The sequence below is a fragment of the Pseudomonas sp. PA-4-8C genome, assembly GCF_021606625.1.
In the GTDB taxonomy this organism is placed as follows: Bacteria; Pseudomonadota; Gammaproteobacteria; order Pseudomonadales; family Pseudomonadaceae; genus Aquipseudomonas; species Aquipseudomonas lactis.
Genome location: NZ_WKCD01000004.1, coordinates 60,117 through 83,074 on the forward strand (window position 1 = coordinate 60,117; position 22,958 = coordinate 83,074).

Genomic DNA, 22,958 nt, shown 5'->3' on the forward strand with positions numbered 1-22,958 from the left:
ATTGCGGTAGGTCAGCCAGAAACTTGGCACTGACACACTGCAATCGCAGGCAAGCCAGCTCCTACACAAGCCGTACATATTTCCAAAAAGAATATGAAATTCTATTTTTATTATTTTCAAGACTTAAAAACCCGTCTTATCATCGCGCCGAAGGCGAAGACGCGCTTCGCACTTTAGGGCAGGATACGACTACCGCGTCACCTGCTTCGCTCACCATAAAAACACAGGGGCTCTCCATGACTATTTCTGCATTTCGTCGCACGCTGTTGGTTGGCACTTTGGGCCTGGCGCTTGGCGCTGGCTGGCTGGGCCAGGCGGTTGCCGGCGAGCAGTTGAACACTATCAAGAAGGCCGGCGAGATCAAGATCGGCCTGGAAGGCACCTACCCTCCGTTCAGCTTCGTCGATGAAAGCGGCAAGCTCAGCGGTTTTGAAGTGGAACTGTCCGAGGCGCTGGCCAAGGAGCTGGGCGTGAAGGTCAAGCTGCAAGCCACGCCATGGGACGGCATCCTCGCCGCGCTGGAATCCAAGCGCCTGGACGCTGTGGTCAACCAGGTAACCATCTCCGAAGAGCGCAAGAAAAAATACGATTTCTCCAAGCCTTACACCGTGTCCGGCATCCAGGCGCTGGTGCTGAAAAAGAACGTCGACTCGATCAAGAAAGCCGACGATCTGGCCGGCAAGAAAGTCGGTGTGGGCCTGGGCACCAACTACGAACAATGGCTCAAGGACAACCAGCCTAAAGCTATTATCAAGACCTACAACGACGACCCGACCAAGTTCCAAGACCTGCGTATCGGCCGCATCGACGCCATCCTGATCGACCGCCTGGCCGCCCTGGAATACGCCAAGAAAGCCCCCGACACCGCCGCTGCCGGCGACGCCTTCTCCCGTCAGGAATCCGGTATCGCCCTGCGCAAAGGCGAGCCTGAATTGCTCGACGCGGTGAACAAGGCTCTGGACAAACTGCGCGCCGACGGCACCTTGAAGACGCTGTCCGAGAAGTACTTCAACGCTGACGTCACGCAATAATGGAAGCAGGTTTCCAACTCGCGCTGGACTCCGCGCCCTTTCTGCTCAAGGGCGCGTATTACACGGTAATCCTCAGTCTGGGCGGGATGTTTTTCGGCCTGCTGCTGGGCTTCGGCCTGGCCTTGATGCGCTTGTCGCGCTTCAAGCTCTTGAGCTGGACGGCCCGGGTCTACGTGTCGTTCTTTCGCGGCACGCCGTTGCTGGTGCAGCTGTTCCTGATCTACTACGGCTTGCCGCAAGTGGGCATCGAGCTGGACCCGATCCCGGCCGCCATGATCGGCTTTTCGCTGAACATGGCCGCCTATGCCTGTGAAATCCTGCGGGCCGCCATCGCCTCCATCGAGCGTGGCCAGTGGGAAGCCGCTGCCAGTATCGGTATGACCCGAGCGCAAACGTTGCGCCGGGCCATCCTGCCCCAGGCGATGCGCACGGCGTTGCCACCTTTGGGCAACAGCTTTATTTCGCTGGTCAAGGACACGGCGCTGGCCGCCACCATCCAGGTGCCCGAGCTGTTCCGCCAGGCCCAACTGGTGTCGGCACGTACCTTCGAAATCTTCACCATGTATCTGTCCGCAGCCCTGATCTACTGGATCCTGGCGAGCATCCTGGCGCATCTGCAAAATCGTCTGGAAGACCGGGTCAACCGGCATGACCTGGAGTCTTGAAGCATGATCGTGGTTGAAAAACTGACCAAACAATTCAATGGTCAGGTGGTGCTCAACGGCATCGACCTTGAGGTCAAGGAAGGCGAAGTGGTCGCCATCATCGGCCCCAGCGGTTCGGGCAAGACCACCTTCCTGCGCTGCCTGAACTTCCTCGAAGAGCCCACCAGCGGCCGTATCAAGGTGGGTGACATCGAGATCGACAGCAGCAGGCCGCTCAACCAGCAACAGGGCCTGGTGCGGCGTCTGCGTCAGCATGTGGGCTTCGTGTTCCAGAACTTCAACCTGTTCCCCCACCGTACCGCGCTGGAAAACGTCATCGAAGGCCCCATCGTGGTCAAGAAGATGCCACGGGAAGCGGCGGCCGAACTGGGGCGCGCGCTGTTGGCCAGGGTCGGCCTGGCGGGCAAGGAAGCGTCTTACCCGAGGCGGCTGTCCGGCGGCCAGCAACAGCGTGTGGCGATTGCCCGCGCATTGGCCATGGAGCCGGAGGTGATCCTGTTCGACGAACCCACCTCGGCCCTCGACCCGGAACTGGTGGGCGAAGTTTTGGCGACCATTCGTAGCCTGGCCGAAGAAAACCGCACCATGGTTATCGTCACTCACGAGATGAGCTTTGCCCGTGATGTGGCCAACCGGGTGATCTTTTTCGACAAGGGCGTGATCGTCGAACAGGGCGATGCCAAGGCTCTATTTGCCAACCCCAAGGAAGAACGCACCAAACAGTTCCTGAGCAAATTCCTCGCCCACTGACGCCTCCCAGTGTAGGAGCGAGCTTGCTCGCGAAGAACGTTCACGATAACGCGGTGAATCAGATTGACCGAGTTGCCTGGGCGTTCTTCGCGAGCAAGCTCGCTCCTACAAGGGGTTGCAGGTTGAGCGCGTAAAAGCCCCCGTCGTAAGCGCCTTAAAATCCCCCGCCCCGTCAGACCCTTCTGAATCTCTCCAAACCCGCCGTTAAGCCCTTTGCCTCCATTGACGCTCCCTGGCCAACCCTCTTATCTAGCGCCTTGAGGATTGGATCCCATCCCGGCTACTGACTGAATCGTGCCTTTCGACCCCCCTTGCGCCTGTGCGTCGAGGCTTCGGAACGATTGCTGCTGGCTGCATCAAGGAGATTACTTATGACACACACTCAAACCCCGGCCACGCTCCGTGCCCCAAGGCTGCCCCAGGCTATTGGAAACGGCATCAGCGCCCTGGCGTCCGCCCATTTGCAGGTCGATATCTCGCCCTATCCGAGCATGGAAGAAGGTGACCTGATTGAACTGTTCTGGAACAACTGCTTTGCTGCCTCGCGTAAGGTGACGGCTTGCAAGATCGGCACCTATACCCACCTGTGCGTACCGCAGAGCTTTGTGCAGGATGGCCCGGCACGCGTCCATTATCAGGTCTTGCAGATCGGCCATGGCCCGATGCGCTCGGCGGTGACCCTGGTGCGGGTCAAGACCAGCTACCCCGGCGGTCAGCCTTCGCCGCGCCTGAACCCGGAGGGCAGCGATGAAAACCAGAACCTGGCGCCCGTGAACCTGCCCGAGACGATCCGCCGCCATGGCGTCAACAGCAGCCAGGTAAGGCGCGGCATTCCGCTGACCATCGAGCCTTACCTGAACATGAGCACGGGCGATGCCATCACCTTGCGCTGGGGCGATGTACGCCTGGACCTGCCCCGCATACAGGCCCAGGGCGTCGGCCTGGCGGTGCAGGTGTGGGTGCCGCCCCACATCATTGTCGAAGCCGGCGACGACTGCCGATTGGAGGTCACCTACTGCATTCTCGACCGCGTGGGTAACAACTCCCGCTGGGCGCCCGCCCGTACGCTGCGCATCGCCGCCTGCACACCTACTCCCTACCCAGCCTCGCCCGCCCCGGGCTATCAACCGCGTCGCTTCGGCTCACCCTGTGAACCGGGGTGAGCCCTTCTATGCATATTCCTAAAAGTTAGTTTATTTAAATAATTAACACGCTTAGGGTATATGCACCGGACCACCGGACATTCCTGATTTTTCTGTTTATTTCATTGAATGCGAGGTCGGTATGGTCAGAATTACCCCGGTGCACAACGCCAGGGCATTGCGTGCAGCCAAGGAGCGGCGCTGATGTCTAACTTGGCTCTAACATCCCCCCAGAGTGATCTGGACGTAGCCCCCCTGCTGTTGCCCGCCACGGTGCTGCGCAACGACGCCCAGGCGCTGAGCGCCGCCCACGAGCTGGCCCAGGCTGCGCGTGCGCAGGCCGCCCAGCGCGACCAGCAACGCAAACTGCCCTGGGCGCAGCTCGAACAATTCACCCGCAGCGGCTTGGGCAGTATTTCCATTCCCCGTGAATACGGCGGCCCCCAGGTGTCGTTTGTGACCCTGGCCGAAGTCTTCGCGATCATCAGCGCGGCCGACCCGGCACTCGGGCAGATCCCGCAGAACCATTTCGGCATCTTGCACGTATTGCAGGGCACCGCCACCGAGCGTCAGAAAAAGCAGCTGTTCCAGAGCGTGCTCGACGGCTGGCGCATCGGCAACGGCGGACCGGAACGCGGCACCAAAAATACCCTTGAGCTCAAGGCGCGCCTCACGGCCGAAGGCGACGGTTACGTGCTCAGCGGCCAGAAGTTCTACTCCACAGGCGCGCTGTTCGCTCACTGGGTGGCAATCAAGGCCCTGAACGATGACGGCAAGCAGGTCATGGCCTTTGTACGTCGCGGCAGCGAAGGGCTGCGCATCGTTGATGATTGGTCCGGCTTTGGCCAACGCACTACCGCCAGCGGCACCGTCTTGCTTGACCGCGTGGCAGTGGACCCGGAACTGGTCATCGACAACTGGCGCCTGGGCGAAAGCCCGAATATCCAGGGGGCCGTGTCGCAACTGATCCAGGCCGCCATAGACGCCGGCATCGCCCGGGGCGCCCTCGACGATGCCATCGCCTTCGTACGTGAGCGTTCGCGCCCGTGGATCGACGCCAAGGTCGAGCGAGCCAGCGACGACCTGTATGTGATCGCCGATATCGGCAAGCTGAAGATCGAACTGCACGCCGCCGAAGCCCTGCTGCGCAAGGCAGGCCAGGTGCTGGACCAGGTCAGCGCCGCGCCGATCACCGCGCAATCCGCCGCCCACGCCTCGATTGCCGTGGCCGAGGCCAAGGTGCTGACCACCGAAGTGGCGTTACAAGTCACCGAGAAGCTCTTCGAACTGGCCGGCAGCCGCGCCACCCTGGCCGAATTCAACCTTGACCGTCACTGGCGCAACGCCCGGGTGCACACCCTGCACGACCCGGTGCGCTGGAAGTACCACGCCATCGGCGCCTATCGACTCAACGGCACCTTGCCGGCTCGTCATTCCTGGATTTAACCAACCAGAACACTTTTTCCACGAGCTTCTGGAGAAACTCATGACCCTTTCTCACCCCGTCGCGGTCATCACCAGCGACGAACAAGCGCTTATTGTCGCCAGCGACCTTGCTGAAGACTTGCGCCGTGACAGCGCCCAACGCGACCGCGAACGCCGCCTGCCATTGCCCGAACTGGACGTGTTTTCCCGCTCTGGCCTGTGGGGCATCAGCGTGCCCAAGGCCTACGGCGGCGCGGGCGTGTCCAACGTCACCCTGGCCAAGGTCATCGCACTGATCGCCCAGGCCGACGGCTCGTTGGGCCAGATTCCGCAAAACCATTTCTATGCCCTCGAAGTACTGCGCGTGAACGGCAGCTCCGAACAGCAGCAACGCCTGTACGCCGAGGTATTGGCCGGCCAACGCTTTGGCAACGCCTTGGCGGAACTGGGCACCAAGACCGCCCATGACCGCATCACCAGCCTCACCCGCGACGGCGATGGTTTTCGCATCAGCGGGCGCAAGTTCTACGCCACCGGGGCGATCTATGCCCAGCGCATCCCCACCTCGGTGGTGGATGCAAACGGCGTGCAGCAACTGGCCTTCGTGCCGCGTGACAGCGCGGGCCTGACGGTGATCGACGACTGGAGCGGCTTCGGCCAGCGCACCACCGGCAGCGGTTCGGTGGTGTTCGATAACGTGTGGGTCGCAGCGCAAGACGTGGTGCCGTTCCAGAGCGCGTTCGAACGCCCGACCACCGTTGGCCCGCTGGCGCAGATCCTCCACGCTGCCATCGACACCGGCATCGCCCGCGCAGCCTTTGAGGACGCCTTGCATTTTGTGCGCACCAAGACCCGCCCGTGGATCGACGCCGGCAACGACAAAGCCACCGAAGACCCGCTGACACTCAAGAGCTTCGGCCACCTGAGCAGCCGCCTGCACGCCGCCGAAGCCTTGCTGGAGCGCGCAGGTGAATTCCTTGATCGCGCCCAGGCCGACAGCAATACCCAGACCGTCGCCGCAGCCTCCATCGCCGTCGCCGAAGTGCGCGCCTTGAGCACAGAGATTTCCCTGGCAGCCGGCAGCACCTTGTTCGAACTGGCCGGCAGCCAGGCGACCCTGGCCGAGCATGGCCTGGACCGCCACTGGCGCAATGCCCGGGTGCACACCCTGCACGACCCGGTGCGCTGGAAATACCATGCGGTCGGCAACTACTACCTCAACGATGAAAACCCGCCGCTGCGGGGGACCATCTGATGAGCAAAAAAAAGATCCTGCTCAATGCTTTCAACATGAACTGCATCGGGCACATCAATCACGGTTTGTGGGCTCATCCACGAGACAACTCGACCGAGTACAAGACCCTCGAATACTGGACTGAACTGGCGAAGATCCTGGAGCGCGGGTTGTTCGACGGTTTGTTCATCGCTGATATCGTCGGCGTGTATGACGTCTATCAGGACTCCATTGACGTGCCCCTCAAGGAGTCGATCCAGCTACCGGTCAACGACCCGCTGCTGCTAGTGTCGGCCATGGCCGCCGTCACCCAGCACCTTGGCTTCGGCCTTACCGCCAACCTCACCTACGAGCCGCCGTACCTGTTCGCCCGGCGCATGTCGACGCTGGATCATCTGAGCCGCGGCCGGGTGGGTTGGAACATTGTCACCGGCTACCTCGACAGCGCCGCCAAGGCCATGGGCCTCACCGAACAGGTCGAGCATGACCGGCGCTACGACCAGGCCGATGAATACCTGCAGGTGTTGTACAAGCTCTGGGAAGGCAGCTGGGAAGACGACGCGGTGCGCAACGATCGCCAGGCGCGGGTGTATGCGCAACCGGGCAAGGTGCACAAGGTAGAGCACCACGGCGAGTTCTATCAGGTGGAGGGTTACCACCTGTGCGAGCCATCGCCGCAGCGCACGCCGGTGCTGTTCCAGGCCGGCAGTTCCGAGCGCGGCTTGCTGTTCGCAGGGCAACATGCCGAGTGCGTGTTTATCAGCGGGCAGAACAAACCCGCGACCAAGCGCCAGGTGGACAAGGTGCGCGCCAGCGCGGTGGCGGCTGGGCGCAATCCAGACGACATCAAGGTATTCATGGGCCTGAACGTCATCGTTGGCGCCACTGAAGAATTGGCCTGGAACAAGCACGCCGAGTACCTCAGCTACGCCAGCGCGGAAGCCGGCGTGGCGCACTTCTCGGCCTCGACCGGGATTGATTTTGCCCAGTACGCGTTGGACGAACCGATCCAGTACGTCAAAAGCAACGCGATCCAGTCGGCCACCCAGAACCTGCAGAACAACGACTGGACCCGGCGCAAATTGCTTGAACAGCATGCCCTGGGCGGGCGCTATATCACCCTGGTGGGCTCGCCTGAACAGGTGGCCGATGAGCTGGAATCCTGGATCCGCGAAACCGGGCTGGATGGTTTCAACCTGACGCGCATTGTGACGCCGGAGAGCTATGTGGATTTCATTGAGCTGGTGATACCGGAGTTACAACGACGGGGCTCGTACAAGACCGAATATGCGCCGGGAACGCTGCGGGAAAAAGTCTTCCACGACACGGCCCGCTTACCCAAACAACACACCGGCTCTACCTACCGCCAAGTTGTTTGATCGTTCCCACGCTCCGCGTGGGAATGCCTCCTGGACGCTCTGCGTTCGCTTTTGGGACGCGGAGCGTCCCTGGCTGCATTACCACGCGGAGCGTGGGAACGATCTCGCTATCTAAGACCTTATGACTGGAAAACCACTATGAAAAAGACATTCTTAAACCACCCAGTCAAAGCACTGGCCCTGGCCTTCGGCTTATTCAGCTCGGCGGTATTCGCCGCCGATGCACCGTTGAAAATCGGCACCACCGCCGCCTTCGCCATTCCCCTGGAAGCCGCCGTAGAAGAGGCCGGCAAGCAGGGCCTGAAGGTCGAGCTGGTGGAGTTCACCGACTGGATCGCGCCCAACGTCAGCCTCGCCGCCGGCGATATTGACGTGAACTACTTTCAGCACATCCCCTTCCTGGAAAACGCCAAGGCCGCCGCCGGGTTTGAGCTGGTTCCGTACGCGCCGGGCATCATCAACAACGTCGGGCTGTATTCGAAAAAGTACAAGAGCTTCAATGAGCTGCCAGAAGGCGCCAGCGTGGCGATTGCCAACGACCCGATCAACAGCGGTCGCGGCCTGCAACTGCTGGCCAAGGCCGGGCTGATCACCCTCAAGCCGGGCGTGGGCTACAAGGCCACCGAAGAAGACATCATCGCCAACCCGAAAAACATCAAGATCCTGCAAGTGGAAGCCGTGCAACTGGTGCGCGCCTATGACGACGCCGACCTGGTGCAGGGCTACCCGGCGTATATCCGCCTGTCCAAGACCTTCGATGCTGAGTCGGCGCTGTTGTTCGACGGCCTCGATCACCCGGAGTACGTGATTCAGTTCGTCATCCAACCCAAAAGCAAAACCGACCCACGGGTGATCAAGTTCGTCGATATCTACCAGCACTCGCCAGTGGTACGTGCGGCCTTGGACAAGTCCCTCGGCAAGCTCTACCAGGTCGGCTGGGAAGCTAAACCATGAGCGCCGCCAACGCCCGCTTGCGCGACCTGGACCCTGCGCCCAGCCACGCCGAACAGACTGAACTGCACCCGGACTTGAACCGCGCCCATGTGCGCTTCATCAACCTGGGCAAAACCTATGACGGCACGGTGCATGCGCTGCAAGGCATTGACCTGGCGATCCAGCGTGGCGAAGTGTTCGGCATCATCGGCCGCAGCGGCGCCGGCAAGTCGTCGCTGATCCGCACCATCAACCGTCTGGAACAACCCAGCAGCGGACGGGTGCTGATCGACCAGGTAGACATCGGCGGCTTCGATGAAGACCACCTGGTGGCGCTGCGCCGACGCATCGGCATGATCTTCCAGCACTTCAACCTGATGTCGGCCAAGACCGTGTGGCAGAACGTCGAGTTGCCGCTCAAGGTCGCCGGTGTGTCCCAGGCGCAACGCGCGCGAAAGGTGCATGAACTGCTGGAGCTGGTAGGCCTGCAAGACAAACACAAGGCGTACCCGGCGCAGCTGTCGGGCGGGCAAAAACAACGCGTCGGCATCGCCCGCGCGCTGGTGCACGACCCCGAGATTCTGCTGTGCGACGAAGCCACCTCGGCCCTCGACCCGGAAACCACCCAGTCGATCCTCGGCCTGCTGCGCGAGATCAACCAGCGCCTGGGCCTGACCATCGTGCTGATCACCCATGAGATGGCGGTGATCCGCGACATCTGCGACCGCGTGGTGGTGCTGGAGCACGGGCGTATCGTCGAGCAAGGGCCGGTATGGCAGGTGTTTGGCGATCCGCAACATGAGGTCAGCAAGACCCTGCTCGCCCCCCTGCAACACGGCTTGCCGCCAGAGTTGCAACGCCGCCTGCAACCCTCGCCCGCCTCGGCCGACGCCGCGCTGGTGCTGCGCTTGCAGTTCACCGGCAGCGACACCCTGGAGCCAGACCTCGCGGCGCTGTTCAGCGCCCTCGGTGGCCGCGTGCGCTTGCTGCAAGGCGGCGTGGAACGCATCCAGGGGCATGCCTTGGGGCAACTGCTGCTGGCAGTGAATGCATCGCCGCACAACGGCGAAGAGCTGCGCAAACGTGCGGCCAATTGGGCACAACAGGTGGAGGTGCTGGGCTATGTGGTTTGATCGTTTAGTGCAGGGCGCCATCGACACCTTGTTGATGGTGGGGGTGTCGTCGCTGATCGCGCTGCTGGTGGGCATCCCGCTGGCAGTGTTCCTAGTCACCAGTGACAAGGGCGGCATCTACCAGGCACCGGCCCTTAACCGCGTGCTGGGAGCGTTCGTGAATCTGTTCCGCTCCATACCGTTCCTGATCCTGATGGTGGCGCTCATCCCGTTCACGCGCCTGATCGTCGGCACCACCTATGGCGTCTGGGCGGCAGTGGTACCGCTGACCATCGCCGCCACACCGTTCTTTGCACGCATTGCTGAAGTGAGCCTGCGCGAGGTCGACCATGGCCTGATCGAAGCCGCTCAGGCCATGGGTTGCCGCCGCTGGCACATCATCTGGCATGTGCTGTTGCCAGAGGCGCTGCCCGGCATCGTCGGCGGCTTCACCATCACCCTGGTGACCATGATCAACTCATCGGCCATGGCCGGGGCGATCGGTGCCGGTGGCCTGGGCGATATTGCCTACCGCTACGGCTACCAGCGCTTCGATACGCAGATCATGCTCACGGTGATTGTGCTGCTGGTGGTGCTGGTGGCGGTGATCCAACTGAGCGGGGACCGATTGGCGCGGGTATTGAACAAGCGCTGAGTGCGCGTTCATACCTGTCAACTATGACAGTTGTTGGCCATGTTCTTTGTATATCTAATCAGACCGTGAATGTTTCCCCAAGGACGGACTGATGATCAAAACACACCTAATGAAAATCGCGGGCAGCCTGTTGGCGAGTGTACTTGCATTGACAGCCAATGCTGCCCACTACGTCAAATTGGGGCCTATGGCTGGGCAGTGCGAAACCACCAGCATCAACGACAACGCTATTGCTGTCGGCAACTGCTCGCCGCCCGATTCCAGCGCTAACAATGCGCCTTGGGTGGTAAACCTGAACACACCGAACGCACAGCTAGCACTGAAACCACTGGTGGAAACTCAGCCCTGCTACGCAAGTGCTGTCTCCAACGGTGGCTGGATTGCTGGCATCTGCAAGAACGCTAACAATGTCGATACCGCCGTGATCTGGAACGTGACTACCCCGACAAGCACTCCTACAGCGCTCGCTCCGCTTCCTGGCACACTACTGCGTGCTGCAGATGTACGGACCACCGTCAACGCGTTCAACCAGCGCGGCGATATGCTCGGATCAAGCATCAGCAGCGACGGCAAAGAGTACTCCACAGTTGTGTGGCTTGCCGGAACTGGCACGCCTATGCGCGTTTTTTCGTCGCTACTCGGGTTGGCAGGGTACAACGACGCATGCACTCCTCAGGACATAAACAACACGCTTACGAGCAACTATCCGGGGATTGCCCTGAACTGCCCGGGCAGCAACGGCACTACCGTTCCCAAGTTAGCTCAAGCGAATGCCACCGGTTATACCGTGACACCCTTGCCCCTCGCTACCGGGGCCAACCATTGCGTGGTCACTGGCCTCAATAACGCCCTACAATCCATAGGCTTTTGCGAGTATCCCAACACCAATGCCAACCCGGCCCGAACAGCAGTCTGGAATACACCCACGTCGGCTCCGCTGACTCTGAATCTGGCAATCGGCACCATGAACTATGGACGCGCAATCAATAACAACGGAATTGCCCTGGTAGAGCGCAAGGATAACGACGGCAGGACCAGCTATTTCACGTGGATTCCTCCTGCCGGAATATTTGGTATCCAGCTGATTGAGCCTCCACCGAACACATGGACCCAGGCATTCAGCATTGCTGACAACAACACGGTGGCTCTGAACAGGACTAATGATGCTCAGTACACAGTCGGATGTATCTGGCATCCTGCTTCCGGTGAAATTCCTGCCAAATACAGCTGCCTTGAAGCAATTGACGGTGGCCGAAACAGTGCGCTCAAGGCCGTTTCCCAAAGCGGGAATTATGCCGCTGGTCAGAACGTTGATAGCGAGCAGGACGTTCAAGCTGTGGCGGTAAAACTTTACTGAAAGGGATGCTTACGAGCTCAAACACCATTTAATACTCGACACATTCGACCTAGGAGATTCAGCACATGCCAAACCTCATGACTTCCAGCGGCTTCGTGTCGGCCGTCCTCGTGCTGTTCGCTACCGTAAACGAAAATGCAGCAGCCACTCCCATTTCTTCTGCACCGACATTCGTTGTGCCACAGAACTTCGCAATCACTGTCCGAGCCGCGGAAAACGGTTTTTCTTGGATCAGCTCTCGAACCGATAACCGTTCGATGCAGGAAGTGAGAGCAGTGGGCTCCGCCCGCCTGGAAACCCGCTAGCTCACGGGCACTCATCCAGTTGGGCAACGCTGGCGCGGGGCACGAAGGTGATGGTTTTTTCCTTGGCCTGCCAGGGCCTCACGATGTAGCTGCCATCCGAGTCGGCCATCACCCGCAGTTTTACACTGCGCTTGGGGTTGTCGGCGTCTACCAGCACGCCGGGAACCTTGGCCTCTGCCGCCCAGGTCATCAACGTACACACGCGCCCTCCCGAAGCGGAGCCTTGCAGCGGCAGGCCGCCCAACTTGGCCCCGCTCGCCGGGATAAGCCCGAGTAAAACGATGAGGGCAAAGGCCACCAGTGAGGCGAACGCCACCGGGTTTTTCTGAACGCGCATGCGCACCACCAGGCAGGCGGCGCTCCCCTGGATCAGAAATAGCACGGCCATTTCGGCGGCCATGAACGGCGCAAAGAACACGGCGCTGTCGGAGTACTCGCTGAAGGCGCGGGAGACCGGCACCGTCACCATCAGAATGACCACCATTTGAACCACCCCGGCACCAGCACTGGCCAGCCAGAAATCGCCGGACAACTCACGCAGGGCCACATCGGCGGGCCGGGCACGAATGATGATGCCGACATAGGCTATTACCGCCGCCATGATCGCCACGATCCAACTGAGCGTCAGCAGCAGCCCACTTTCGGCGTTCACGGACAGGTACACGGCGGACATCCAGAACACAAACATCACCAACAGGCTGGCCGCCCAATGCCCCAGTAACCGTCGGTGCTGGGCCGTCTCTTGCGGCGACTGCGGGCTGAGATTGAGTTGATCACTCAGGCGCACCCCCGTGTCGTTCAGGCGTGTAAATAAAATGAACGTGGGCACCAGGATCGACGCGCCCATCATGCCGATCACAAATACCAACATGGCGAACATAGCCGGCAAAGCAGTGAACGCCGACGCCGACAAGATACTCAGCGGCACCTTTTCCACCTGGATGTACTGGTACAAGTACAGGCCTGCCACCGACAGAATCCCCACCGTCAGCGGCCAGGCACGCTCATTGAGCCAGAGCAGGTCATTGCTCAATCTCGTGGCGTATTGGTCAACCTTGTTCGGCGCGGTGTGGTGGCCAACGGGTGAATGTTTTTCCTCTTCCATGGATGTATAACCCTCTGCAAATGAGGGCCGAATCTTACCCACAATTCCCCGTGGCGGTCTGTCGGATGCGCACACTGCGAACGCCATGAAGCGCTCTACAGCGGATACACGGTTTTCAACTCAAGAGTGGGCCGGGGTATAGTCCCGTTACCTCAGCCGCAGCCGTGCGCCATGCCATGAAACTTGCTCCCGACGACCTCAATCAGATCACCTCCACCACCCTGGGCCATTACAACAAGGTGGCCGAAGACTTCCGTGAAGGCACCCGCGATCACGATGTGAGCCAGAACATCGACGCGCTGCTGCGGCATATCCAGGGCACGCCGCCGTTTACCGTGCTGGATTTCGGCTGTGGGCCAGGGCGGGATTTGCAGACGTTTACGCGCATGGGGCATATCGCCGTGGGCCTGGATGGCTCCGAGCGTTTTGCGCAGATGGCCCGCGAAGACAGCGGCTGTGAGGTGCTGCAGCAGGACTTTCTCAAGCTGGACCTGCCCGCTGCGCGCTTTGACGGGGTGTTTGCCAATGCGGTGCTGTTTCATATTCCCAAACAGGAACTGCCGCGCGTGCTCAAAGAACTGCATGGCGCGTTGAAACCTGGAGGCGTGCTGTTCAGCTCCAACCCTCGGGGCGAGAACCAAGAGGGCTGGAATGGGCCGCGGTATGGGTCTTATCACGATCTGGAGGCGTGGCGAGCCTTGCTGACCGAGGCCGGGTTTGAAGAGCTGGAGCACTACTACCGGCCGGCCGGGTTGCCGCGGGAGCAGCAGCCTTGGTTGGCGAGTGTATGGCGCAAGCCTGCCTGATCAGCGAGCCAGTGAGAGACCATCCACAAAGACTTCACGAATGTCTTTCACTCCACCTGCAAACACCAGCGCGGCATAAGGTTCCTGCCAGGGAGTGAAGCTACCTGGGTCCACCAGGAGCATGTCAGCACGTTTACCCAACTTGAGACTGCCCAGCTTGTCCTCCACCCCCAGCACCTCGGCGCTGCCCAGCGTGTGCATGCGCATCACTTCATAGGCTTGCATCGCGGCCGCCCGTTGATGGACGGCGCGCACCTGATACAAGCCCATGCGCATATTCTCGAAGGGATCCGCTCGGTCGGCACTGGCTTCGCCATCCACGCCCATGCCCACTTTTATGCCCGCGGCGCGATAAGCCAGCACATCCGCCATCCCGGACCCCAGGCGACCGTTAGACATCGGATTCCAGACCATGGCGACACCCGCCTTGGCCGCCGCAGCAGTCAGCTCGGGTGTGGAGTGAATGAAGTGGCCAAAGATCAAGCGCGGCCCGATGATACCCGCCTGTTCAAGTACCGGATAACGGGCGCGCTCCCCCGCGGAATCTGCTACGGACTCAAGATAGTGCTGCTGGTTGCCCAAAGAAAACTCATGCATCAGGTCGCCTTCAACCTGGGCCTGCCCGACCGCAGCGTCGACGAACCCAGCGCCGCCGGCAAGCATCGTGCCCAGATAACGCCCTGATTCAGATTGCGCGTCGGCCCACATCAGGAATGCCGCAGTACGCTCACGGGCCATGGCGGGAGTCCAGCTTTCGCTGATGGTGCGTACATTGAACCCGTGTATCACACGCCCCCCCGCGTCGAGCGCGCCGCGCAGTTGTTGGCGGTCCACTTCGCCGCTGCGGTCCGCCCCGGTATAGGTAAAGTTGAACATCGTGGTAATACCGTTGCGCAGGGACTGGCTCGCACCGCGCCGGGTCAGTTGATAGAGCTGCGCGGCGTCCAGCTTTGGCGCTTCAACGCCGTAAAGCCGGGCAAGCCAACCTTCAAGGTTTTCATTCGCGGCAATCCCGTAGAACCCGCTTTGCCACAGGTGGCTGTGCGCCGACACAAACCCCGGCATCACCCATTGCCCCCTTGCATCAATACGGCGTTGCGCCACTAGCCCGGGGGGCGCTTTGCCGGCGGCCAATCCGCTGATGGCGCCGGCCTGATCCACCAGCAGGTAGCCCATGAACGGACGGGGCTGGTCCGGCTCCATGGTAAAGATGTAGGCGTTCTCGATCAGAAGCCGTGGGCCAGCCTGAGGAGACTCGTGCTGGCACGCGATGACAATCAGCAAGCAAAATGCCAACAACGCAGATTTGATATACATGAGGATGACTCCCTTCCTGACCGGCAAGGGTGCCCTCGCTCAATGTAGAGGGTTGCCGGCGCGATACTGCATTACGTTGTCGCCTGCCTCGAACGCGGTAATGCTGTATTCATCAAGGGTGGCCCCAGCGATCTCACGGATTTGCCCAGAGAAGTTGGCAACCAGCCGAGTACCATCGGCAAACGTGGTTTGTTGCACCTGCCGGTCATCGCTCAACCAGCGAAAATCGATCATCGCCTGAGTAGCCAGACGCTGGTGTAGCGCACGGAAAAAGGCATCCTGGCGTTGTATCACCGGCAAGCGCTGTTTGAGTGTAGCTGTGCTCAGGTGATACAGCGGCGGCACGTTATAGAGCAGTTGGGTCAACTCGTTCTCGACCTGCACATTGCTCAGCTTGAGGCTGTCGAACAGCCAATGATGGGTGGTGATCACCGAGCCGTGGAACACCGCCTGATACAACGGCAGGCGCATCGTCGGCTCGAAATACACGGTGCGAAACGGCTCCTTCAACGGCACCGATTTGAAGAACACCGCCGGTTGCTCCGTGGGGTACCAGTTGCCGACGAAGTACGGCGACTGTTGGTCCTTGGTCATCTCAGGATCCCCCCAGCCGATCACCGGGGTCTGCATGCCGTGGGCAAACAGGATGCCCTGGGCGGTGATGGCGTTGCCGTCTTCGGAGCCGGTGACCAGCTTGGGCACGGTGTTTATCCAGCGGGAGGCTTCGATATTGCCTTCGGCGTTTTGCGCCTGGGTCATGCTGGCGTCGCTGCGGTAACTGTCGAACAGCATGCTGGTGGCGTAGGCATCGAGAAACCAGGCGTTGAAACCAGCTTTGGCTTGTACCGCTTTCACCCGCGCCTCCAGCAAAGGCCGTACACAACGCGGGTCGGTGTAGTGGCCGGACTTCTGGAAGCCGGTTTTCAGCTTGCCGTCTTTCAGCACAATCGCGCAGTCGCGATAGGCCTTGGCGCCCAGGTGGGCGGTGGTCCAATCGGGGTTTTCCGTGGCGGACAGGGCCGTTTCATAGGAGTCGTAAGGCGCCATCAGAAAACCGGCATCCACCCCCGCGCGAATCGCTTCGGGATGCCAGAGGCCACCCTCCCAACCTTCGCCCAAGGTCAGCAACAGACGCTGCAGCCCGGCGTCGCGCAGGGCTTGAATGGTGCTACTGCCCCAAGTTTGCGGGCTATCACTCAAGGCCCCCGCAAAGTCCACGGCCAGTTCACTGCGCAGCTCACCATAGCGAGCGGCAAGGCGGGTCATGTCGGGCTCTTCCACCTGCCAGGCCTGCCGGGCCTTGGTGTTGATCGCCGCGTTGAGGCCGCGCAGCAGCACGGTTTGCTCATAGCGATTCAAGGGAGTGGACTGCGCCAGCAGCTGTGCGCTCTCTTTGTCCATCAGCGTCTTGAGTTCATGGCTGCGCAGCCGTTTGATCAGTTTCGGCCAATCTCGCACATCACCCAAAGCCAGCAGGCCGTTGTCCCAGAGGTACACATGGCTTGCGCCCAGCAGCTTCTGGGCTTCAGGCGTCTGCCGCAGTTTGTCCGCCAACGGTTCATAGCGGCCCTGCTCCACCAGCCACTGGCGGTAGCGCTTGGCGCCAGCCAACGGATCGGCATCGCCCAAGGACAGGCGCAGTGTCATCGGCGCGTCGGGCGCCAGCGGGGTGAATTCATGGGAAGCTGAGAGGGCCAGGCCGTTGCCGTCGGCTTGCCATTGCAGGCGGTTGTTGTAGGGGTTGGTCAATAGCCAGTTCAAGGTGAAGCCAGCGTGATCCACGCCCCACAGCGGCAGGCTCAGGTCCTGGGTGGTATTGAACTCGCCCCGCTCCAGCAGAAACGCGTTCCAGATGGCATTGCCGGCAGGCACGTAATGCCCCTCGGCCAAGGGCCAGATCAACCCTCGTCCCATGGCCTCGGCGGGCTGGCGCAGCAGGGCCAGCTCACCGGGCTCACGGGCGTTGATGGTCAGGGCCAGGTCGCGCTGTTGCAGGCGGGCGCTCAGGCGATAGGCGCCGTTGTCCCATTGCCAAGTGGCCTGGTCAGGGGTGATCCGCAATTGGCTGACGGCATGCGCAGCCACACCGCTGGAGGCCTGCACCGAGGCTTGGCCCGCAGGTGTCACGCGCAGCGCCAGGGTGGCGGGGTCGAGCTCGACACGCCATAAAGCGTTTTCCAGTACGGTGGCGGCGAAGGTGGGCGGCGCAAGGAGCAACGCGCAGAGCAGCAAGGTGAAACGCAGGCACTGCATGAGGATCGACCTGGGTTTGGAATAAGGACCAGAGGGTACAACATGCAATGGTCAGCCAGGGCGACGTTGGGATTTTTCAGAAGCTTCACACAGCCTCAGTCAGTTAAGGCTTTTTTGTAGGAGCGAGCTTGCTCGCGAAAAACTCACAGGCGCCGCGTTTACTCAGGAAGCACGCGTTATCGTTGACGTTTTTCGCGAGCGAGCTCGCTCCTACAGAAGGGGGGCTGCGCTTAACTGGCAGCCCCTCTCTCAGTGTTAATCCTGTTTCGGCTCGCGGATCTTGTACCAGGCCACATACAGCGCCGGCAGAAACAGCAACGTGAGCAATGTCGCAATGATGATCCCACCAATCATCGCGTAAGCCATCGGCCCCCAAAACACCTCCCGTGCGATCGGGATCATGCCCAGGCTCGCCGCCGCAGCAGTCAGCAGAATCGGTCGACGCCGGTGTTCGGTCGCCTCCACCACCGCATCCCACGGCGTGTAGCCGGCCTCTTCGTATTCGTGGATCTGAGTGACCAGAATCACCGAGTTGCGGATGATGATGCCGATCAGCGCCAGAATCCCCAGGATCGCCACAAAGCCCATGGGCGTGCCCGTGGGGATCAACGCCAGTACCACGCCGATCAGCCCCAGTGGCGCGACACTCGCCACCAGGAACATCTTCTGCACGCTGTGCAACTGGATCATCAGGAAGGTGGCCATCAGGAACAGCATCAACGGCACCACCTTGGCGATAGGCCCCTGAGCCTTGCCACTTTCTTCCACGGTACCGCCGGTGGCGACTTTGTAGCCCACCGGCAAGCCTTCGCTGAATTTCTCGATGGTCGGCGCCAACTGCTTGACCAGGTCGGTCGGCTGCATTTCATCGCGCACGGCGGCCTTGATGGTGATGGTCGGCTTGCGGTCGCGGCGCCACACCAGCGGCTGCTCCAGCTCGTAACGCACGGTGGCGAACGCCAGCAGTGGAATCGAGGTGCCGTTGGGCGTGACGATCTGCAGGTTCTGCAAGGTCTCCGGGGTGCCCCGCTCGGCATCTTCGGCGCGGCCGACCACGTTGATCAGGTAGATATCGTCGTGCACCTGGGTCACCGCCGCGCCGCTGACCACGCTGTTCATCAACTGCGCCACGTCTTCCGACGACAGCCCCAATTGCCGCGCCTTGTCTTGGGCGATGTCCACCCGCAGCACTTTGCCCGGCTCGTTCCAGTCGTAGATGATCTCGCCCAAATGGGTGTTCTGGTCGAGCAAGGTCGCCAGTTCAATGGCGTGCTTGCGCACCTGGTCGATGTCTTTGCCAGACACACGGTACTGGATCGGCCGCCCTACCGGCGGGCCCATTTCCAGCGGCTGCACGTAGCTGCCGATACCGACAAAATCATCGCGCAGGCGCTGTTGCAGGCGGGCGATCAGGGCGCCACGCTCTTCCACGCCTTTGCTCACAATCACCAGTTGCGCGTAGTAGGGATTTTCCAGCTGCTGGTCCAGCGGCAGGTAGAAACGAATCGCGCCCTGGCCGATGTAGGTGCTCCAACGGGCGATGTCCGGGTCGTCCTTGATGATCGCCTCGAGGCGGTCGACGGCCTTGCGCGTCTCGTTGATCGAGGCGTTTTGCGGCAGGTTCAGGTCGACGAGGATTTCCGGGCGGTCCGACGACGGGAAGAATTGGTTCTGCACAAACTGCATGGAAAACACCGAGGCCACGAACAGCGCCACGGTGATGCCGATGGCCCACCAGCGGTTGCGCATGGCCCACAGCATGCCGCCATTGAAGGCCCGGCCAATGCGCCCTGGCTCGGCGTTGTGCGGTTTCACATTGGCGCTGAGGATATGCACGCCGATCACCGGCGCAAACAGCACCGCCACCACCCACGACACCAGCATCGCCACGGCAATCACCGCGAACAAGGTAAAGGTGTACTCGCCCGCCGAACTGGCGTTGAGGCCAATCGGCACGAAGCCGGCCACGGTCACCAGGGTGCCGGTGAGCATCGGGAACGCCGTGGAGGTATAGGCGTAAGTCGCCGCCTGTTCCTTGGTTTCGCCTTTTTCCAGGCGCGTGATCATCATCTCCACGGTGATCATCGCGTCATCCACCAACAGGCCGAGGGCGATGATCAACGCGCCCAGCGACACACGCTGCATGGTGATGCCGCTGTATTCCATGAACACAAATACCAGCGCCAGCACCAACGGGATCGAGCACGCCACCACCAACCCGGCGCGCATGCCGAGGCTGATAAAGCTCACCACCAGCACGATGATCACCGCCTCGAACAATGCGCTGGTGAAGCCGCCGACGGCCTCCTCCACCACTTCGGCCTGGTCGGACACCTTGTGCACGCCGACGCCCACCGGCAGGTCGGCGGTCAGCTCGTCCATGCGCCCGTGCAGGGCCTTGCCGAACGACTGGATATTGCCGCCCTTCTGCATGGCGATGGCCAAGCCAATCGCCGGTTTGCCGTTGAAGCGGAACATCGGCCGCGCCGGGTCCACATAACCACGGCTGATGTCGGCAATATCCGCCAGCCGGTAGAAACGGTCATTGAGGCGCAGGTTGACGTTGGCCAGGTCTTTCTCCGAGGCGAACTGCCCGGAGGTGCGCACGGAGATGCGTTCGGGCCCTGCCTCGATCACCCCGGCCGGGGTCACGGCGTTTTGCGATTGCAGGCTTTGCACGACCTGGCGCTGATCAATCCCCAGCGCCGCGAGTTTGCGCGTGGAGAAATTCAGGTAAATCACTTCGTCTTGCTGGCCGATCATCTCGACCTTGCCCAGCCCCGGTACCGAACGGATTTCGGCGCGCACCTGCTCCACGTAGTCACGCAACTGGCGCATCGACAGGCCATCGCCGGTAAAGGCATACACCGAGCCGAACACGTCACCGAATTCATCGTTGAACGACGGCCCCTGCAAGCCCTGGGGGAAGGTGCCGCGAATGTCATCGATCTTCTTGCGAACCTGGTACCAGATCTCCGGGATAGCCTTGGCGCTGGTGGTGTCCTTGAGGAACACGAACACCGTGGACTCGCCGGGCCGGGTGTAGCTTTTCACGTAGTCGAGGGAGTCGAGTTCCTCGAGTTTTTTCTCGATGCGGTCGGTGACCTGCTTGAGGGTTTCTTCCTGGGTCGCGCCCGGCCAGCGGGTCTGGATGACCATGGTCTTGATGGTGAACGACGGGTCTTCTTCACGGCCCAGGTTCATGTACGAGAACACGCCCATCAGCAGCGCGACGAACATCAGGTACCAGACGAAGGACTGATGCTTGAGGGCCCAGTCGGATAAGTTGAAGCTCCCTTTCATCGCGGGCTGTCCTCGTCGATTTTGACTTTTTGCCCGGGTTTCAGGCTGTTCACGCCGGCGGTGACAATGCGCTCGCCGGGTTTGACGCTGCCATTGAGCAAGGCGCTGTGAGCATCACGACTGATGACCGTGACCTCGCGGGGTTGTACGGTCTGGCTCTGGGTATCGAGCAGCCAGATACGGGTCTTGCCGTCGACTTCCTGCAAGGCGCTCAGGGGCAGTTCGATGCGCGGGGCGATGGCGGTGCTCAAAGTCACGCTGATTGCCGTGCCCAGGCGGAACGCGGGCGGGGTTTCGGCCAGGCTCAGGCGTGCGCGACGGGTGCGCGTGGCGCTTTGGGCCTGAGGCTCGATCTCACGCACCACGGCGGTGGTGTGCACGCTGGGGTCCAATTGCCCGGCGACCAGGAACACCACATCGGCAGGCAGACGTTCAGCCAGGCCGGCGGGCAAGTCGATCACGGCTTCCTTGATGTCCGGACGGGCCAGGGTCACCACCTGCTGGCCGGCGCTGACCACCTGGCCGGCCTCGGCATTCCAGGCGGTGACGATGCCGGCGTGGTCGGTGCGCAGTTCGGCGTAGTTGAGCTGGTCCTTGGCTTGATTGACCGAGGCGCGGGCCTGGTCGAGGGTCGCCTGGGTGGTTTTCAGGTCGGTCTGGGCCACATCCAATTGAGCCTGTGCGCCGACGCCACGGTTGAACAGTTCCTGTTGCCGCCGAGCGTTGGCCTGGGCGTTGATGAACTGCGCCTGTACCCGCGCCAGGTCGCCCTGGGCGGCACGTAATTGGTTCTGCTGGTCGGTGGGGTCAAGCACGGCGAGCAAGGCGCCTTTCTGCACTTCGGCGCCGACATCCACGGCGCGACGGGCGATGCGGCCAGGCACGCGGAAACCCAGGTTGCTTTCATAGCGGGCCTGGATGGTGCCGGCGAAACGACCGAGGTTTTCCTGATCTTCAGCCTTCACTTCCATGGACAGCACGGGCCGTATGGGTTCGGGCGGCGCCTCTTCCTTGGAGCAGGCCACCAGCAACAGGCTGACGGCGACAATGAGCGTCAGTTGCTTCATGGCTGCGCTCCGGGTTGGGCGATCTCGACGACCATGCCGGGGTGCAGCAATTGCCCACCGGCTATCACGACTTTTTCACCGCCGTTGAGGCCCTCGCCGATGATCACTTTGCCGGTGAGGTAGCGCGCCACGGTGACCTTGTGCAACTGCGCCTTGCCCTCGCCGTCCACCAGCCATACGGCTGGCTCGTTGAGGTCTTTGGTCAGGGCCGACCAGGGCAGCTCGATGCTCGCCTTGGCCGGGCCATTGGCGGTGGCGCTGACCACCGAGCCCAGCTCCATGCCCTTGGGCAGGCTTTGCAGGGCGATCTTCACTTGCACGGTGCCGGTATTGGCGGCCACGGCGGGAGTGACTTCGCGGACTTTGCCCACGGCCTTGATGCTCGGGTTGTCCAGCAGGCTGACGGTAATCGGCGCGTCGGGCGGCGGCTCCACCAGCAAGGACTCATACACGTTGAACACGGCGTCACGCTCGCCATCGCGGGCCAGGCTGAAGATCGGCACGGTAGCTTGTACCACTTGGCCGACTTCGGCCTGGCGCGCCGTGATGATCCCCGGTGCATCGGCGATCAACGCGGTGTAGCCCAATTGTTCGCGGGCATTGGCCAACTGCGCCTGGGCAGCGGCCAGGGCACTTTGACTGCTGCGCAGCGCGGCCTGGGCGGCGTCGTATTCGCTGCGGCTGGTATAACCTTTGGGCAAGAGTTTTTCCTGGCGCACGAAGGCGGCGGCGGTCTGCTTGACCCGCGCCTGTTCAGCCACAACCTGAGCCTGGGCGGAATCGACATTGGTTTGCAGGTCCTTGGGGTCGAGCTTGGCCAGCACTTGCCTGGCCGTTACTCGGTCGCCCACGTCGACCATGCGCTGGATGATCTTGCCTCCCACGCGAAAGGACAGATCGGTTTGCACCCGCGCCTGGATATCACCGGTCAACGTGACCGCCGCGGCAAAATCCGCCGACTGCACCGTTTGCACGAACACCCGTGAATGCTGCTTGGGCTCGGCCTTGTCTTGGCCACAGCCACTGAGCAGCGCCAGGAGGCCAAGGCTGAAAATAAATGTCGAGGTGCGACCGCCCATGCAGGCTCCTTTTGCGTGATGCCGACGTTCAAGTGTGTAT

General features: G+C 61.4%; 18 protein-coding genes. 12 read left to right on the top strand and 6 right to left on the bottom strand.

Annotated features, from left to right (window positions below; translation table 11 throughout):
- The first annotated feature begins 236 nt into the window (after positions 1-236).
- From tcyJ to GIW04_RS01880, 11 genes are all read left to right on the top strand, one after another.
- On the top strand, positions 237-1,031 hold the full coding sequence (gene tcyJ / locus GIW04_RS01830; protein ID WP_014716462.1) for a cystine ABC transporter substrate-binding protein: 795 nt from the start codon (positions 237-239) through the stop codon (positions 1,029-1,031).
- Positions 1,031-1,696: a cystine ABC transporter permease gene (gene tcyL, locus GIW04_RS01835; RefSeq protein ID WP_003187646.1), complete on the top strand. Its 666-nt coding sequence runs from the start codon at positions 1,031-1,033 to the stop codon at positions 1,694-1,696. Before tcyJ ends, tcyL begins: the two co-directional genes overlap by 1 nt.
- Positions 1,697-1,699: 3 nt before the next feature.
- On the top strand, positions 1,700-2,446 hold the full coding sequence (tcyN, locus tag GIW04_RS01840; RefSeq protein WP_120247820.1) for an L-cystine ABC transporter ATP-binding protein TcyN: 747 nt from the start codon (positions 1,700-1,702) through the stop codon (positions 2,444-2,446).
- 371 nt (positions 2,447-2,817) lie between these two features.
- Entirely contained in the window at positions 2,818-3,609 is a 792-nt protein-coding gene (locus GIW04_RS01845; protein WP_003187641.1) for a hypothetical protein, read from the top strand.
- 183 nt (positions 3,610-3,792) lie between these two features.
- The gene (locus GIW04_RS01850; RefSeq protein WP_003187640.1) at positions 3,793-5,034 is read left to right on the top strand and encodes an SfnB family sulfur acquisition oxidoreductase; all 1,242 of its coding nucleotides are present in this window, start codon (positions 3,793-3,795) and stop codon (positions 5,032-5,034) included.
- Positions 5,035-5,074: 40 nt separating this feature from the next.
- Positions 5,075-6,268: an SfnB family sulfur acquisition oxidoreductase gene (locus tag GIW04_RS01855; protein WP_003187639.1), complete on the top strand. Its 1,194-nt coding sequence runs from the start codon at positions 5,075-5,077 to the stop codon at positions 6,266-6,268.
- The gene (locus tag GIW04_RS01860) at positions 6,268-7,626 is read left to right on the top strand and encodes an LLM class flavin-dependent oxidoreductase (protein ID WP_120247819.1); all 1,359 of its coding nucleotides are present in this window, start codon (positions 6,268-6,270) and stop codon (positions 7,624-7,626) included. The genes GIW04_RS01855 and GIW04_RS01860 overlap by 1 nt, the downstream gene beginning before the upstream one ends.
- 138 nt (positions 7,627-7,764) lie before the next feature.
- Positions 7,765-8,580: a MetQ/NlpA family ABC transporter substrate-binding protein gene (locus GIW04_RS01865; protein WP_120247818.1), complete on the top strand. Its 816-nt coding sequence runs from the start codon at positions 7,765-7,767 to the stop codon at positions 8,578-8,580.
- A complete protein-coding gene (locus tag GIW04_RS01870; protein ID WP_120247817.1) occupies positions 8,577-9,692 on the top strand; it encodes a methionine ABC transporter ATP-binding protein in 1,116 nt (371 codons plus the stop codon). Before GIW04_RS01865 ends, GIW04_RS01870 begins: the two co-directional genes overlap by 4 nt.
- Positions 9,682-10,326, top strand: a complete 645-nt coding sequence (locus GIW04_RS01875; protein WP_003187635.1) for a methionine ABC transporter permease — start codon at positions 9,682-9,684, stop codon at positions 10,324-10,326. The genes GIW04_RS01870 and GIW04_RS01875 overlap by 11 nt, the downstream gene beginning before the upstream one ends.
- 91 nt (positions 10,327-10,417) lie before the next feature.
- On the top strand, positions 10,418-11,683 hold the full coding sequence (locus tag GIW04_RS01880; protein WP_120247816.1) for a hypothetical protein: 1,266 nt from the start codon (positions 10,418-10,420) through the stop codon (positions 11,681-11,683).
- 306 nt (positions 11,684-11,989) lie between these two features.
- Here the strand turns inward: GIW04_RS01880 and GIW04_RS01885 are convergent, their stop codons facing one another.
- Positions 11,990-13,093, bottom strand: a complete 1,104-nt coding sequence (locus tag GIW04_RS01885; RefSeq protein WP_120247815.1) for a hypothetical protein — start codon at positions 13,091-13,093, stop codon at positions 11,990-11,992.
- 176 nt (positions 13,094-13,269) lie between these two features.
- Here GIW04_RS01885 and GIW04_RS01890 point away from each other — a divergent pair, with 176 nt between their 5' ends.
- Positions 13,270-13,899: a class I SAM-dependent methyltransferase gene (locus GIW04_RS01890; protein WP_120247814.1), complete on the top strand. Its 630-nt coding sequence runs from the start codon at positions 13,270-13,272 to the stop codon at positions 13,897-13,899.
- Here GIW04_RS01890 and GIW04_RS01895 read toward each other — a convergent pair whose 3' ends face one another.
- From GIW04_RS01895 to GIW04_RS01915, 5 genes are all read right to left on the bottom strand, one after another.
- Entirely contained in the window at positions 13,900-15,216 is a 1,317-nt protein-coding gene (locus GIW04_RS01895) for an amidohydrolase family protein (protein ID WP_052224676.1), read from the bottom strand.
- 39 nt (positions 15,217-15,255) lie between these two features.
- Positions 15,256-17,469 (bottom strand): glycoside hydrolase, encoded by a 2,214-nt coding sequence (locus tag GIW04_RS01900; protein WP_057709529.1) that lies wholly within the window; start codon positions 17,467-17,469, stop codon positions 15,256-15,258.
- A 255-nt stretch (positions 17,470-17,724) separates the two neighbouring features.
- Positions 17,725-20,772, bottom strand: coding sequence for an efflux RND transporter permease subunit (locus tag GIW04_RS01905; protein WP_120247813.1), 3,048 nt, complete (start codon positions 20,770-20,772; stop codon positions 17,725-17,727).
- A complete protein-coding gene (locus GIW04_RS01910; protein ID WP_120247812.1) occupies positions 20,769-21,839 on the bottom strand; it encodes an efflux RND transporter periplasmic adaptor subunit in 1,071 nt (356 codons plus the stop codon). Before GIW04_RS01910 ends, GIW04_RS01905 begins: the two co-directional genes overlap by 4 nt.
- A complete protein-coding gene (locus tag GIW04_RS01915; RefSeq protein ID WP_003187621.1) occupies positions 21,836-22,918 on the bottom strand; it encodes an efflux RND transporter periplasmic adaptor subunit in 1,083 nt (360 codons plus the stop codon). The genes GIW04_RS01910 and GIW04_RS01915 overlap by 4 nt, the downstream gene beginning before the upstream one ends.
- Positions 22,919-22,958 lie beyond the last annotated feature (40 nt).

Coding starts and splice junctions, on each gene's coding strand:
- GIW04_RS01905 (WP_120247813.1), bottom strand. CDS start 20,772: ATGAAAGGGAGCTTCAACTTATCCGACTGGGCCCTCAAGCATCAGTCC.
- GIW04_RS01910 (WP_120247812.1), bottom strand. CDS start 21,839: ATGAAGCAACTGACGCTCATTGTCGCCGTCAGCCTGTTGCTGGTGGCC.
- GIW04_RS01855 (WP_003187639.1), top strand. CDS start 5,075: ATGACCCTTTCTCACCCCGTCGCGGTCATCACCAGCGACGAACAAGCG.
- GIW04_RS01895 (WP_052224676.1), bottom strand. CDS start 15,216: ATGTATATCAAATCTGCGTTGTTGGCATTTTGCTTGCTGATTGTCATC.
- GIW04_RS01875 (WP_003187635.1), top strand. CDS start 9,682: ATGTGGTTTGATCGTTTAGTGCAGGGCGCCATCGACACCTTGTTGATG.
- GIW04_RS01880 (WP_120247816.1), top strand. CDS start 10,418: ATGATCAAAACACACCTAATGAAAATCGCGGGCAGCCTGTTGGCGAGT.
- GIW04_RS01845 (WP_003187641.1), top strand. CDS start 2,818: ATGACACACACTCAAACCCCGGCCACGCTCCGTGCCCCAAGGCTGCCC.
- GIW04_RS01850 (WP_003187640.1), top strand. CDS start 3,793: ATGTCTAACTTGGCTCTAACATCCCCCCAGAGTGATCTGGACGTAGCC.
- GIW04_RS01870 (WP_120247817.1), top strand. CDS start 8,577: ATGAGCGCCGCCAACGCCCGCTTGCGCGACCTGGACCCTGCGCCCAGC.
- GIW04_RS01890 (WP_120247814.1), top strand. CDS start 13,270: ATGAAACTTGCTCCCGACGACCTCAATCAGATCACCTCCACCACCCTG.
- GIW04_RS01885 (WP_120247815.1), bottom strand. CDS start 13,093: ATGGAAGAGGAAAAACATTCACCCGTTGGCCACCACACCGCGCCGAAC.
- GIW04_RS01865 (WP_120247818.1), top strand. CDS start 7,765: ATGAAAAAGACATTCTTAAACCACCCAGTCAAAGCACTGGCCCTGGCC.
- tcyL (WP_003187646.1), top strand. CDS start 1,031: ATGGAAGCAGGTTTCCAACTCGCGCTGGACTCCGCGCCCTTTCTGCTC.
- GIW04_RS01915 (WP_003187621.1), bottom strand. CDS start 22,918: ATGGGCGGTCGCACCTCGACATTTATTTTCAGCCTTGGCCTCCTGGCG.
- GIW04_RS01860 (WP_120247819.1), top strand. CDS start 6,268: ATGAGCAAAAAAAAGATCCTGCTCAATGCTTTCAACATGAACTGCATC.
- tcyN (WP_120247820.1), top strand. CDS start 1,700: ATGATCGTGGTTGAAAAACTGACCAAACAATTCAATGGTCAGGTGGTG.
- tcyJ (WP_014716462.1), top strand. CDS start 237: ATGACTATTTCTGCATTTCGTCGCACGCTGTTGGTTGGCACTTTGGGC.
- GIW04_RS01900 (WP_057709529.1), bottom strand. CDS start 17,469: ATGCAGTGCCTGCGTTTCACCTTGCTGCTCTGCGCGTTGCTCCTTGCG.